The organism is Amycolatopsis sp. cmx-4-83, assembly GCF_046548815.1.
GTDB lineage: Bacteria > Actinomycetota > Actinomycetes > Mycobacteriales > Pseudonocardiaceae > Amycolatopsis > Amycolatopsis pretoriensis_A.
Window position 1 is genome coordinate 109292 of record NZ_JAEBEF010000016.1, and the last position, 12786, is coordinate 122077.

The following is a 12786-nucleotide window of genomic DNA, read 5'->3' on the forward strand; positions in this document are numbered from 1 at the left end:
GCACGGCGGGCGGGGGCGGAGCAGCGCGAAGACCGCGATTCACCGGGCCGGGGTTCCCCGATCCGGTGAACCGCTCAGGTGCGGTACGGCCCGTGGTGCCCGAGGTCGGGGCTGACCTCCGGGTGCGGGCCGTCCTGGCCGGGCACCGGGGTGACCGTGGTCCGCCCCGGCTGCTCGACGACCACCTCGGGGGCATCGCGGTCCTGGAAATGGGTCTCGACGATCCGGTCCTGGCGGCGGCGGGCCAGCACGGTGAGCGTGAGCACGTGGACGACGGCGAGCAGCAGCAGGAAGACGCCGAGCCGGCCGACCAGCGCGGCCGTCGAGCCCGACCACTGCGGGCCGACCACCGAGAGCAGGGCCAGGACGCCGAACGCGACCAGGTGGAAGACGGTCACCACCAGCCACGCCATCGACCCGGTGCCGTCGCCGTCGTCCGGCCCGCTCAGGTAGCGGCGGCCGCCCCGGTAGAGCACCTGGCCGTCGGCCACCACGATGACCAGTCCGATGATCAGGAAGCCGGTGAGGTCGTTGTCGGGCATGCGCTCCTCCTCGTTTCCGCATCGAGTACCCGCGCCGGACGGCCACCGGCGGCGGTTCACCGGAACGAGCGACCCCGGTCGGCCTGCTCACACCCGGGAATCAATCCCGGCCGCCGGACGCTGGGAAGGGCGTGAAGAACATCGGTTTCCTGTCGTTCGGCCACTGGTCGCCGGGGGCGCACTCCGAGACCCGGTCGGCCGCGGACTTCCTGCACCAGTCGATCGACCTCGCGGTCGCCGCCGAGGAGCTCGGCGTGGACGGCGCCTACTTCCGCGTGCACCACTTCGCGCGGCAGGCCGGCAGCCCGTTCCCGCTGCTGTCCGCGATCGGCGCGCGCACCTCGAAGATCGAGATCGGCACCGGCGTGATCGACATGCGCTACGAGAACCCCCTGTACATGGCCGAGGAGGCCGGCGCCGCCGACCTCATCTCCGCCGGCCGGCTCCAGCTCGGCATCAGCCGGGGATCCCCCGAGCAGGTCATCGACGGCTGGCGCTACTTCGGCTACGCCCCGGCCGAGGGCGAGACCGACGCCGACATGGCCCGCCGCCGCACCGAGCTGTTCCTCGAGGTGCTCGGCGGCGAGGGCTTCGCGGAGCCGAACCCGCGCCCGATGTTCGCCAACCCGCCCGGACTGCTGCGCGTCGAGCCGCACTCGGAGGGGCTGCGCGAGCGCATCTGGTGGGGGTCGGGCTCGAACGCGACCGGCGTCTGGGCCGCGAAGCTGGGCATGAACCTGCAGAGCTCCACGCTCAAGGACGACGAGACGGGCGAGCCGCTGCACGTCCAGCAGCGCAAGCAGATCGAGGCCTACCGCGAGGCGTGGAAGGAAGCGGGCCACACCCGCGAGCCGCGCGTGTCGGTGAGCCGCAGCATCTTCGCGCTGACCACCGACCTCGACCGCGCGTACTTCGGCCGCGACCGCCAGTCACGCGACCAGGTCGGCATGATCGACGAGAACACCCGAGCGATCTTCGGCCGCTCGTACGCGGCGGAGCCGGACGAACTGGTGCGGCTGCTCAAGGAGGACGAGGCCGTCGAGGCCGCGGACACCCTGCTGCTGACGGTCCCGAACCAGCTCGGCGTCGACTACAACGCCCACGTGCTGGAGGACATCCTCACCCACGTGGCGCCGGAGCTGGGCTGGCGCTGATGCCGCGGACGGCCCGGTGGCGGCCGGGCCGTTCTCCGCGGTTGCGTCGCGCCCTCGGTCGCGCTGCTGCATCCCGGGAACTCGTTGCTTCGCTCGTTCCTCATCTGCGAGACTGCGGCCAGATTTCTGACCCGGCCGGCCGCTGGTCGCTCTGAAGAAGAGGTTGAATGCACACCCTCACAAGCAAGCGCGTAGCGAAGTTCGCGCGAGACTTCGGTTTCGGTGGAAGCGAGTCCGAGCAGTTCGAACGGTACGTGGCGGCGAACTACCTTTTCCAGTACGTGGGGGACAGCGTAGAGCTGATCGAAAACTCGGTCCTGGGCGGCGGCTCCGACGAGGGCATCGACATCGCCGCGGTGGTCGTCAACGGCGGTATCGTGTCCGAACCCGCAGAGATCGACGAACTGATCGCGGATCAGGGCGCGAATTCCGCGAAGGTGATCTTCATCCAGGCGAAGACAAGCGAATCGTACGACTCGAAGCTCGTCGCGAAGTTCCTCCACGGAGTGGAGGCTGTGACGAAGTACGCGATGAAGCCGCGGAGCCTGGCACTGCCCCCGCGTTTGGTGGACCTGGCGAACCTGATCGACCGGATCGCGGAGAACGGCGACAAGTTCCAGGACAGCAGGATCCCGTGTGAGCTCTACTACGTGACGACGAGCTCGAACGACGGTGCTGGCGTCCAAGCTGAACTCCAGGTCACGGAGGCGATCTCCCGCATCCGCGAAATCGGTGTGTACTCCGAAGGGGTGAAGCTCCGCACTCATGGGCATGAGGAGCTTTCCGCCAAGCAGAAAGAGCGGCACGGGCCGCAGAAGGTGCAGTTCAACTTCGAGAAGCGCCAGACGATTCCGGCCACCGACCGGGTGAGTGAGGCCTACATCGGGCTCGTCTCCGCGAGCGAGCTCCTGAAGCTCCTCAAGGACGATTCCGGCGAAGTGCGTGCCGGGATCTTCGACGACAACGTCCGTCTCGACCTGGGTTCCCACAACCCGGTGAACAGCCGGATCATGGCGACGTTGCAGTCGGCGGAGCGTGAGCACTTCCCCTTCTTGAACAACGGCTTGACGATCATCGCCACAGAGCTGCGCGGGGCGGGGGACAGGTTCTTCATCTCCGGCTACCAGATCGTGAACGGCGGGCAGACGAGTCACCAGCTCATGCGATGGGCTGAGACGGACGAGGTCAAAAAATCTCGTGAGCTGCTCGCCGACCTCTGGATTCCGGTCAAGATCGTGAGTTCGAACGACGCGACCGTTCGCACGAGTGTGTCGATCGCGACCAACCTGCAGACCGCTATCGGGTCTTCCGACATCCAAGCCAGTTCCCAGATGGCGAAGAACGTCGAAGAGTACTTCGCGCAGTCGGGGCCGGACGGGCTGCGCTACGAGCGCCAGAACCGCGGCACAATACTCGAGTTCGCCCGGACACGTGTGGTGACGACGCCCGAGCTGAACCGCGCCGTCGCTGCCACCCTGTTCGGAGAGTCCTCCCAAGCGATCGGGTCCCCGAAGGACCTCGAGGTGGAAGACGCGTTCGTGTGGGGTGACTACCCCGAGGACACCTACTACTACGCCGCGTGGATCTTGTACCGCATCGACCGGTACTTCGCGCGCACGCCGGAATCGACGACGTTGAAGGCTGCCAAGTACCACATCGCGATGATGGTTTCGGCGATCATCAACCCGGAACTCATCCCGGTCTTCGAGGCGCGGGATGTCGATGTCGTGGCTCAGCGGCTGAAGCGGCCGAAGAGGCTGAGGTTCGGGGTCGCCGAGAGGAAGCTGTCCGAAGAGGTTGAGGGCGCGATCGTGAACGCGGTGGACCTGACCGCCGATCTGTTCCGGGACGTGCTGGAATCCGGCCGGAGCTTGCGAAAGGACGACGTGCGGAGCAGGAAGAGCCAAGAAGCTCTGCTGCACGAGGTGAAAGCGCTCCAGGGCCGCTGAGGATGCGGACAGCCCGGTGGCGGCCGGGCCGTTCGTCGTCAGCCGTGGGTGACCTTCAAGCCGTAGAACGCGACGCGTGCGCCCTTCGTCGTGCTGTCCGAAGAGGACTGGTTGTACGAGCCCGCCTTGAAGTACTGCTTGTACGCCTTGAACGACGACGGGATGCTGTAGTGCGTGGTGGTGCCGTTGACCGTCAGGTCGATCGTGGTGCCGCCGGAAATGCCGATCGTGTACGTCCACGTCTTGCCGAGCGAGACGTGGCCGACGGTGTGCGGCGTCTGCCCGCCGTCGGGTGAGTTCTCCGTGCCCAGTACGATGTCGCCGCTCGCGCGGTAGTACAGCTCCAGCAGCGGTTTCGTGGACGACCCGCCGGTGCCGAGGTGCACCTGGCCGACGCACACGTTCGACGTCACCGACACCACCCGCAGAGTCGCGTTGAGCTTGTGCGACCCGCTCAGGGACCAGTTCGCGGCGGACCCGTCGCGGTTCATCTCGCGCAGCTCCGAGCGCGCGTAGTTCGAATTCGGCGTGGTGACGCCCTTTTCCGGCGCCCAGAAGGTCATCGCGCCGTCACGGGTGTCGGTGTAGAAGTAGCTGTCCTGGAAGCCGTTCGCCCCCTGCAGCCGGGACGAGGAGATCGTGGTCGGGCTCCCGGGGGAGCCGACCGGCTCCTGCAGCTGCCAGACCGACAGGTCGAAGTTGCCGCCCGGGGCCACGGAGGGATCCGCCGCCACGGCGGGCAACGCGGTGGCCGCGGCCAGGGCCGGAACCGCCAGCAGGACGAACAAGGCACGCACGCGCATCGTGGTGTCCTTTCGCGATGAAAACGCTTAACCAGTCGTTCACGGACGTGAATGAATGGTCTGGACAACCCGGCGGCGTGGACCCACCGTAGGTCCGCACTCACCGGTTGTCAAGATCCGCCGCCCGTTTTCGAAGGGATCAGGCAGACCCGGCGGTGCCGCCGGGCAACGCGACGGCGAGCGCGTCAGCCTGGAGTTACGTTCGACCCGTCGGACCGGAGCTCACCGGAAGGAGCAAGGAAAATGGGGAACTGGACCAGAAAAGCCGCGGCGACGGTGTCCGCGGCGGCCGCGCTGACTTCGCTCGGGGTGGCACCGGCGAACGCGGCGGCAGTGCCGAAACACTGCGTGCTGAACGTCGGAACCGGTGTGCAGCACTGCTCTTCGAGCCGCACGGCACTGACCGCGCGGGCCGACGGCGACGTCGTGCAGGGCACTTTCTTCGACGGCCCCGACTACACGGGGAACTCGCTCACGATCACCGGGCCGGAACTGTGCAAGAAGGACGGCTGGGTGAACTGGCAGTTCGACCTCGGCGACGACTGGAAGAACAAGATCTCCTCGGTGCAGCCGTGGGGGAACTGCTGGATCTGGCTCTACCCGGAGCCGAACCTCAGCGGCGACCGCGACGGCCCGTTCAAGGAGAACACCGGCAACGTCGGGTCCTTCATGGACGACCGGACCCAGTCCATCGGCTTCAGCTGAGCCACCCGCGAAAGGGAGTGACCGCATGACCAGCAAGCGCACCACGTGGGTGGCGACGGGCGTCGGCCTGCTGACCGCCGCCGGCCTCGTGCTCACCGCACCGGCCGCGTCCGCCGAAGACCAGCCCACCGCCCGGGAACTGCTCGACAAGTGCGACAACGGCACGGACTCGTGCGTGTTCCACCCGGCGGGCCCGCCGGAGGAGCACACCGGCGCCGGCCACCAGGTCGGCGAGGCGGCCTACAACTGCACACCGGACCTGCAGCGCAGCACGGTGAACTGGTCCGACACGACGGGCGAGTCGAACAGCTTCGGCGTGTCCCTGTCGGCCGAATACGGCTTCTCGGAAGTGTTCAAGGTGTCCATCGAGACGTCGTACCAGCACACCTGGGAGTCGTCGCACACCGAAGGGCAGGCGACCAACGTCGACGTCCGCCCGGGGGAGAAGGGCTGGGTGGAGCGGGCGCCGAAGATGCAGAAGGTGCACGGCACGTACGAGATGCACTTCGGCGACCGCTACTACGGCCACTACATCTGGTACCAGGACTTCGACGCGGACGGCCCGGTTCCCGGTGCGACCGGCGACATCACGCAGCACACCGCGCCGATGACCGACCAGGAACGCACCGAACACTGCGGCTGACGAAGGCGTGAAGGCCACATCCACGGACCGAGTGTCCGTGGATGTGGCCTTCACGGCCCCACGCCGGGACCGAGACGGCCGATTCCCGCCAGCGGTGCGTCCCCCGTGGACGGCAGGATCGAACCCGTGAAGACGGAAACCCTTGCGCACACGGCCATCGAGCCCGGCATCCTCTACTTCGGCACCCCGGTCGTCCTCATCTCCAGCACCAACGAAGACGGCTCCGCCAACCTCGCCCCGATGTCCTCGGCCTTCTGGCTCGGCTGGCGGGCGATGCTCGGGCTCGGAGCCCGCTCGAAGACCACCCAGAACGTCCTGCGCACCGGCGAATGCGTGCTCAACCTGCCCTCCGACGCGCTCGCCGCGGCCGTCGACCGGCTCGCGCTGACCACCGGGTCCGACCCCGTTCCGGACGGCAAGCGCAAGCGCGGGTACTTCCACGTGGCGGAAAAGTTCGCCCGCGCCGGGCTCACCCCGGTGGACTCCGAAACCGTCGCGCCGCCCCGGGTCGCCGAGTGCCCGGTCGCCATGGAGGCCGTCGTCGAGGCCGTGCACCCGCTGGCCGAGGACGACGAGCGGCAGCGCGGCGGGATCGTCGCGATCGAGGTGCGCGTGCAGCGCGTGTTCGTGCACGACGACATCCGCGCGGCCGGCAGCGACGACCACGTCGACCCGGACCGCTGGCGGCCGCTCATCATGAGCTTCCAGAAGCTCTACGGCCTCGGCCCGCAGGTCCACCCCTCGACCCTCGCCCGCATCCCCGAGCGGCTCTACCGCGGCCCGGACATCGACCGCGCCCGCGGGGTCGCGTCGCGTTGAGCCGCGTGAGCGGGGGAGCGAGCGTCTTCACGGCCGCTCGCCCCCTTGGCCGAGGCGATCGACGGGAGCTGCGCCAGCAGCACCACCGCCATGACATCCCGCTCAGGCCGCCGGGGATGCCGAAGTACTGGTCCCAGCCGCCGTCGGCCGGGTTCCGCGCGTTGCCCAGCGCCGCGAGGATCGGCCGCGCGACCTCGTCGGGCACGGTGTCTTCCCGGGGGTCGTGTGCGTCTGGCCGATCAGTGCGGCCGTGCGGGTGCCGACGGCGTCGGCGTCCGGGAACGCCCACGCGCCCGTCTCGTCGCGCACCTCGTCGATGGCGATCAGCAGCTTGACCACCGACGCCGTGTAGTACGCCCGGTCGGCGTCGAGGGCCGCCTGCTCCTCGCCGGACTCGCGGTCGTACCGCACGAATCCCACGTCCGTGCCGGGCGAAACCGCGGTCACCGCGTCCGCGACGCCGGCGGCGACCGACGGCAGGTCCGGGTAGGGCACCTCGGACGTCGACGCCACCGGGCTGATCGCGGTGGTCACCAGCGCCGGGATCGCGGTGCGGCCGCCCGCCGCGACCAGCACCCCGGCCGTCAGCACCCCGGCCGTGAGCCCGCGCTCGCGAGCGTCCACCGCATCCGTGCTCCCATGCCCGTCCCACGGGCCCCGGCCCGGATCGATCTCTCCGCGGGGGAATACCGTGGCCGCCGCCCGGCGTATGTCATGGGGTGAGCGACTTGCGGATTCTGGTGGTGGGCGCCGGTGCGACCGGCGGGTACTTCGGCGGGCGGCTGCTGCAGGCGGGCCGGGACGTCACGTTCCTCGTCCGGCCCGGCCGGGCGAAGGTGCTGAGGGACACCGGCTTGCGGATCGTCGGGCTCGGCGAGGAGACGGTGCTCGAGCCGCCCCTGGTCGAGACCGGAACGCTTCGGGAGACCTACGGCCTCGTGCTGCTGGCGGTCAAGGCCACCGGCCTCGCCCCGGCCATCGACGATTTCGCCCCCGCCGTCGGCCCGGGCACGCTGGTCCTGCCGTTCCTCAACGGACTCGCCCACATCGACGCCCTCGACGCGCGGTTCGGCGCGGACGCCGTGCTCGGCGGTGTCGCGAAGGTGCTGACCACCCTCGACGAAGACGGCGCGATCCGGCGGCTCGGACCGCTGCAGCAGCTGACCTACGGCGCCCGCACCGAGCCCGTCCCGCCCCGGCTGGCCGACGTCGACGCGGCGCTGAGCGGTGCCGGGTTCCCGGCCGCCCTCAGCGGGCGGATCACCGAGGCGATGTGGGCGAAATGGGTGTTCATCGCCGCGATCGGCGCGGTCAACAGCCTGCTGCGCGGCACGATCGGCGAGGTCGTCGCGGTGCCGGGCGGCGCGGAGTTCGCCGAAGCCGTCGTGGCCGAAGCGGCGTCGGTCGCCGAAGCGGCCGGGTTCCCGGTGCCGCCGGCGGACCTCGAAGCGACGCGGAAGACCGTGACGGACCCCGCGATGGGGGGATCTTCGCTGTACCGCGACCTGCTCGGCGGTCACCCGGTCGAGGGGGAGCAGATCTTCGGCGATCTCACCGCGCGTGCCCGGCGGCTGGGCGTCGCCACGCCGCTGCTCGACCTCGTCAGCCTGCAGTTGCGCGTCCACCAGCACCGCATCGGGTGAACCGGTCACCGAGGGCGCTTTGCCCGCGCAGTCCAGGGGATCGTGGTCTTTCGGGCATCGGCGTGGCGGTGCCGTCACGGCCTCTTCCGGCACTGCTACTGTTCGTAAGGGAACTTGCTTGAAGGTTTGACGACGGAGAATCGGCGAGGGGAAATGGCGGAGCGGTTCGAGTTCGTCCTCGAGGTCGTCGAAGCTCTCATAGTGGGCCAAGCGACCGGTGGTGACGTCCGGCGGTACCCGCTGCGAGCGGGCAACCTCCCGGCCGACCCGGTGCGGTTCGTGCGGGTCGCGCGCCAGGTCTACGACGCGCTCGAGGAGCGGCGGCTGTCGGTCTCCGGTGAGCTGCACCCCGGTGTGCGCACGGCGTTCGAGCTGCTCGCCGACCCCCGGGTTTCGGTTGCGGTGAGCGGGATCGACGGCCTCGGCGCCGACGTCGCCGTGCTCGTGGTCACCGACGGCGCCCAGGCGCTCGGGATCACGCAGGCGGCGGACAGCGACGACCTGCTGTTCTCGCTGTTCGCGGACGAGGACCTCGTCGAGGTCGTGACGGGCGTGCTGCCGCCCGCCCCGGCCGCGACCACGGGCAAGCACGTCGTGCACCGCGCCGCCGGGCGCGAAGTCTCGGCCATGGCGGCGAAGCGCATCGCCGACGCCGAGTTCGAGGAAGAGGAAACCGACGCCTTCGGCATGATCGAGGTCAAGGCCGTGGTGCGGCCCGGCCGCCGCCCGCCGGCGCGCAAGACCTCGGACGTCGCCGTCCTCGAGCGGGTGCTCGCCGAACCCCGGCTGGGCGGCGGCCACATCGCCGTCAGCGCGCAGGGGCGCCGCGGCGAGCGGGTCGCCGGTGAACCGCTGAGCTGGCTCGACACCGCCGACGGCCGCTACCTCGTGCACACGACGAGCGGCGAGGCCGGCGAGCTGACAGCGGAATACGTACCGGCCGGGCGGGCCGACCTCGCCCGCGCGATCCGCGACGCCATCGCCGCGGTGTACTGACCGGAAAGGGAACAGTCCTGATGACGGAAGAGACCCAGGCGGTTGCCCAGGCTCTCCAGGCGACGGCGCAGATGCAGACCGCGACCGAACCCGCGCAGAAGGCAATGGCCGCGGTGCGTGTCGGGCTCGCCGGCGCCCAGCTGAAGCGGCTCGCGCAGACCGGCGGCTTCGCCATCGACGACACCACGGGCAACCGGCTGATCGAGGCCCTCGAAGGCGTGCTCGAGTCGCTCGAGCAGCGCTGGGCGAACCTGCAGCGGTTGCACGACGCGCCGGCGATGAGCCGCACCGCGACCGGCCAGTGGGTTTCCGCGCACATGGTGAGCACCGCCGCCGACGAGCACGGCCTCGTCACGCAGCTGCAGGCCGCGCGGCAGGAGTTCCCGACCTACATCGAAGCCATCAAGCTGGCCAAGCAGAACTACAAGTCCCGGGAAGAGACCACGCGCGCGACGCTGACCTCCCTCCCGACCGCCGACCAGAGCTGAGGGAGACCGTGGCACCCACCGCCGAGTCCGTCTCGGACCCGTCGTCCCCGGACTACAACCCGCGCAGTCCCTTGTACGACGTGACGGCCGATTCGTCGTCGAAGTACTTCGTCGGGCCGCTGACCACGGACAAGTCGCCGTCGGGCGACGAAATCCGTGAGATGGCGACCAGGCAGGTCGACGACGAGATCCGGCGCGGCTGGCTCGGCCCGGTCGTCGACCCGGTCCTGCGCGACAAGAAGATCCAGGAGCTGTACCAGCAGCACCTCGACGACGCCAAGCACGGCCTCGACGAGGGCCTCACCATGCGGGAAAACGGTGGTGCCCCGAAGACGCTCTGGGCCAACGCGACCCACGAGCAGATGAACGAGGCCATCACGCAGGACGCCAACCCGGCGACCGTCGCGGAGACGTCGGAGGAGTGGGTGCGGGTCGGCAACGACCTGGGCACGCACCAGAAGACCCTGGCCGACGCGATCAACGCGAGCACCAGCAACTGGCAGGGCGGCGCCGGTGACGCGGTCCGCGAGCACCTCGCCGGCGTCGGCAAGTGGCTGGGCGCGACCGCGCAGGGCGCGACGCTCGCCGGCCGCCAGCAGGAGATCCACTCCCAGGCGCTCAACGAGACCCAGCGGCAGATGGTCGCGAACCCGCCGGTCCAGTTCGACCTGCAGAGCACCAACCAGAAGCTGATGTCGATGACGGACCCGGTGCAGTACGCCGCGGCCGCCGGCGAGGCGATGCAGACCTACCGGGCCCAGACGGCCGCGCGCGACCACGCGGCGCAGATCATGTCCCAGTACGACGAGACCATCGGCGCGGCGGTCGCCACGCCGCGGTTCCCGGCCCCGCCGAAGCTGCCGACCGCCACCGCGACGCGTCAGCTGGCCGGCACCCGGCCCGACGGCAGCGCCGGCGCGGGTGGTGCGCAGCCGCTCATGGCGCGCGACGCGATGGACCAGAACACCGCGGACTGGAAGCCGGCCTCCTTCGACGGCGCCGAGATCGACCCCGCGGGCGGCCCCGGCGGCAGCGGTGCGGGCGGCAGCGGTGCCGGTGGCAGCGGCTTCGGCGGCGCGGGCATCCCGGGCGGCGGCGCGGGCTCGGAAGGCTCCGGCTTCTCCGGCAGCGGTATCCCCGGTGGCGGCAGTGGCAGCGGTGTCCCCGGCGGCGGGGCCGGCGGCTCCGGCTTCTCCGGCGCCGGCATCCCGGCGGCCAGTGGCGGCGGCGCGGGCTTCAACCCGGGGTCGATCCCCGAGATCCCGGGCGGCAGCTTCTCCGGCTCCGGCATCCCCGGCTCGTCGGTCCCCGGTTTCGACGACTCGACGACGTCGTCGGGCTTCTCGCCCTCCGGGATCCCGTCGAGCGGCGGCCCGGGCGGGAGCGGCTTCACCCCGGGGTCGATCCCGAACATCCCGGACATCCCCGGCGGCGGCACCACCACCGGCCGCGGCGTCGGCCCGATCCCCGGATTCACCCCGCCCGGCATCGACCCGATCACCGGCCTGCCCACCGGCACCGGCCCGGGTGGCATCCCCGGCGGCGGTACCGGCAAGATGCCGACCATCGGCCGCGGCGGCGGCATCAACGGCGAGAGCATCGCCAGCCGCCTCGGCGGCATCGGCGGAATCGGTGGCGGCGGCGCCGGGGGCGGGTCCCTCGGCGGAATCGGTGGCGGCTCGGGTGCGGGCGGCGGTGGCGTCGGTGGTGGCGTGCGCGGCACGGGTGCGGGCCTGGGCGGCGGAGCCGCGTCCGGTGCGGCCGCGGAGGCCGAAGCCGCGGCGGCGCGCAACGCCGGCATGGCGGGCAAGGCCGGCGCGGCCGGTTCCCCCGGCATGGGCGGCATGGGCGCCGGAGCCAAGGGCGGCAAGGGCGACAACGACAAGGAACACAAGGCGGCCGACTACCTCGAGAGCGACGACCCGAACTTCTTCGCGGGTGAGCAGGTCGTCGCCCCGCCGGTGATCGGCGACTGGAAGAACCAGGATTGGAAGTGAACGCATGACGGCCGCCGGCTTCGAGGTCGAACCGGACGAACTGGTCGCGCACTCGAGTCACGTCGAGAGCCTGGTCGACCGGCTCAACACCGCGTCCGCGGCCGCCGACACGGCGATGTCGGACCACGCCTACGGACTGCTGTGCGCGTTCCTCCCGCCGATCATCCGGCCGATGGGGGAGAAGGCGAAGGAGGCGCTGACCGCGTCGATGGACGGCGTGCGCGGGCTCGCGGACAACGTCAAGACGGCCGCGCAGTCCTACCGCGACGGTGAAGAGGCCAACGCGCAGCCGTTCGAGAAGCAGCTCACGGCGTCGGCGCGCACAGCGGAAACGAGGACGAAGGCATGACCGGCCCGAACGGGCTCGGGGACCTGATGCGGGACCCCGACGAGGCGATCCGCCGCATGGACGACTGGGCGGCCGGCTTCGCGGCCAAGGCCGAGCGCTACCAGGCGGCCCAGGAGGAGACCGAACGGCTCCGGCTGACGGCGACCAGCTCCGACGGCGCGGTCAGCGTGACCGTCGGCGCGGACGGCACGGTCACCGACCTGACGTTCTCCAACAAGGTCAAGTCGTTCCCGCTGGAGGAGCTGTCCCGGCAGATCCTGACGACCATGCGCCGCGCGCAGTCCGGCATCGCCGAGCGCGTCGCGGGCGTGATGTCGGAGCGCCTCGGCGACGAGGACCGCGAGACCCGCACGGCACTGCTCGACACGCTGCGCGGCCGGTTCCCCGACCCGGACGAACCGGACGAGCCGGCACCGCCGCCCGCGGAGCCGGGCCCGCTCCCGCCGTCCCCCTCGGGCGGCGCGGCGGTCCCACCGTCCCCGTCGGCCCCGCAGGCCTCACCGCCCCCACGGCGCCGGCCGGACCCGGTCGAGGACGACAACAACCCCTGGTGACGCGGGCCGGGTCGGCCGTCGCGTGGCGGCTGACCGGCCCCCGCGCCCGCGTGGGCCGGCTCGGCGTACGCTGCGGCGGGCTGATCGCACGGCGGCCGGGTGGCGGTGACCCGACCCGGCCGGGAACGGTGACATCCCCTGGTG

The 12786-nt window shown here is 70.8% G+C and carries 14 protein-coding genes; 11 read left to right on the forward strand and 3 right to left on the reverse strand.

Annotated elements, in window-relative coordinates; translation table 11 throughout:
- Positions 1-74: 74 nt before the first annotated feature.
- Entirely contained in the window at positions 75-542 is a 468-nt protein-coding gene (locus ACLJQM_RS40195; protein ID WP_410635575.1) for a hypothetical protein, read from the reverse strand.
- Positions 543-673: 131 nt separating this feature from the next.
- On the opposite strand from ACLJQM_RS40195, the gene ACLJQM_RS40200 reads away from it, so the two are divergent.
- Complete coding sequence (locus ACLJQM_RS40200; RefSeq protein ID WP_247022918.1) at positions 674-1696, forward strand: LLM class flavin-dependent oxidoreductase; 1023 nt, start codon at positions 674-676, stop codon at positions 1694-1696.
- A 167-nt stretch (positions 1697-1863) separates the two neighbouring features.
- A complete protein-coding gene (locus ACLJQM_RS40205) occupies positions 1864-3645 on the forward strand; it encodes an AIPR family protein (protein WP_410635577.1) in 1782 nt (593 codons plus the stop codon).
- Between the two features lie 38 nt (positions 3646-3683).
- Here the strand turns inward: ACLJQM_RS40205 and ACLJQM_RS40210 are convergent, their stop codons facing one another.
- Complete coding sequence (locus ACLJQM_RS40210; RefSeq protein ID WP_360770461.1) at positions 3684-4448, reverse strand: polysaccharide lyase family 7 protein; 765 nt, start codon at positions 4446-4448, stop codon at positions 3684-3686.
- Positions 4449-4691: 243 nt separating this feature from the next.
- On the opposite strand from ACLJQM_RS40210, the gene ACLJQM_RS40215 reads away from it, so the two are divergent.
- From ACLJQM_RS40215 to ACLJQM_RS40225, 3 genes are all read left to right on the forward strand, one after another.
- The gene (locus ACLJQM_RS40215) at positions 4692-5153 is read left to right on the forward strand and encodes a hypothetical protein (RefSeq protein WP_247022921.1); all 462 of its coding nucleotides are present in this window, start codon (positions 4692-4694) and stop codon (positions 5151-5153) included.
- A 25-nt stretch (positions 5154-5178) separates the two neighbouring features.
- Positions 5179-5796, forward strand: a complete 618-nt coding sequence (locus tag ACLJQM_RS40220) for a hypothetical protein (RefSeq protein ID WP_247022922.1) — start codon at positions 5179-5181, stop codon at positions 5794-5796.
- A 126-nt stretch (positions 5797-5922) separates the two neighbouring features.
- Entirely contained in the window at positions 5923-6615 is a 693-nt protein-coding gene (locus ACLJQM_RS40225) for a flavin reductase family protein (RefSeq protein WP_410635578.1), read from the forward strand.
- Positions 6616-6717: 102 nt separating this feature from the next.
- On the opposite strand, the gene ACLJQM_RS40230 is transcribed toward ACLJQM_RS40225, so the two are convergent.
- Positions 6718-7239, reverse strand: a complete 522-nt coding sequence (locus ACLJQM_RS40230) for a hypothetical protein (RefSeq protein WP_410635580.1) — start codon at positions 7237-7239, stop codon at positions 6718-6720.
- Between the two features lie 104 nt (positions 7240-7343).
- Between ACLJQM_RS40230 and ACLJQM_RS40235 the strand changes: the two genes are divergently transcribed.
- The 6 genes from ACLJQM_RS40235 (at position 7344) to ACLJQM_RS40260 (ending at position 12642) form a co-directional block, all read left to right on the forward strand.
- The gene (locus tag ACLJQM_RS40235; RefSeq protein WP_410635582.1) at positions 7344-8258 is read left to right on the forward strand and encodes a 2-dehydropantoate 2-reductase; all 915 of its coding nucleotides are present in this window, start codon (positions 7344-7346) and stop codon (positions 8256-8258) included.
- 153 nt (positions 8259-8411) lie between these two features.
- Positions 8412-9254, forward strand: a complete 843-nt coding sequence (locus ACLJQM_RS40240; protein WP_247022926.1) for an ESX secretion-associated protein EspG — start codon at positions 8412-8414, stop codon at positions 9252-9254.
- Positions 9255-9274: 20 nt separating this feature from the next.
- On the forward strand, positions 9275-9742 hold the full coding sequence (locus ACLJQM_RS40245; protein ID WP_247022927.1) for a hypothetical protein: 468 nt from the start codon (positions 9275-9277) through the stop codon (positions 9740-9742).
- Positions 9743-9750: 8 nt separating this feature from the next.
- The gene (locus ACLJQM_RS40250) at positions 9751-11739 is read left to right on the forward strand and encodes a hypothetical protein (RefSeq protein WP_410635583.1); all 1989 of its coding nucleotides are present in this window, start codon (positions 9751-9753) and stop codon (positions 11737-11739) included.
- Between the two features lie 4 nt (positions 11740-11743).
- Positions 11744-12088, forward strand: a complete 345-nt coding sequence (locus ACLJQM_RS40255) for a type VII secretion target (protein WP_410635584.1) — start codon at positions 11744-11746, stop codon at positions 12086-12088.
- Positions 12085-12642, forward strand: coding sequence for a YbaB/EbfC family nucleoid-associated protein (locus ACLJQM_RS40260; RefSeq protein WP_247022930.1), 558 nt, complete (start codon positions 12085-12087; stop codon positions 12640-12642). Before ACLJQM_RS40255 ends, ACLJQM_RS40260 begins: the two co-directional genes overlap by 4 nt.
- Positions 12643-12786: the final 144 nt, after the last annotated feature.

What these genes read in the sequence shown, in the direction of transcription:
- ACLJQM_RS40245 (WP_247022927.1), top strand. Translation starts at nt 9,275, where the DNA reads ATGACGGAAGAGACCCAGGCGGTTGCCCAGGCTCTCCAGGCGACGGCG.
- ACLJQM_RS40205 (WP_410635577.1), top strand. Translation starts at nt 1,864, where the DNA reads ATGCACACCCTCACAAGCAAGCGCGTAGCGAAGTTCGCGCGAGACTTC.
- ACLJQM_RS40255 (WP_410635584.1), top strand. Translation starts at nt 11,744, where the DNA reads ATGACGGCCGCCGGCTTCGAGGTCGAACCGGACGAACTGGTCGCGCAC.
- ACLJQM_RS40215 (WP_247022921.1), top strand. Translation starts at nt 4,692, where the DNA reads ATGGGGAACTGGACCAGAAAAGCCGCGGCGACGGTGTCCGCGGCGGCC.
- ACLJQM_RS40195 (WP_410635575.1), bottom strand. Translation starts at nt 542, where the DNA reads ATGCCCGACAACGACCTCACCGGCTTCCTGATCATCGGACTGGTCATC.
- ACLJQM_RS40210 (WP_360770461.1), bottom strand. Translation starts at nt 4,448, where the DNA reads ATGCGCGTGCGTGCCTTGTTCGTCCTGCTGGCGGTTCCGGCCCTGGCC.
- ACLJQM_RS40240 (WP_247022926.1), top strand. Translation starts at nt 8,412, where the DNA reads ATGGCGGAGCGGTTCGAGTTCGTCCTCGAGGTCGTCGAAGCTCTCATA.
- ACLJQM_RS40220 (WP_247022922.1), top strand. Translation starts at nt 5,179, where the DNA reads ATGACCAGCAAGCGCACCACGTGGGTGGCGACGGGCGTCGGCCTGCTG.
- ACLJQM_RS40260 (WP_247022930.1), top strand. Translation starts at nt 12,085, where the DNA reads ATGACCGGCCCGAACGGGCTCGGGGACCTGATGCGGGACCCCGACGAG.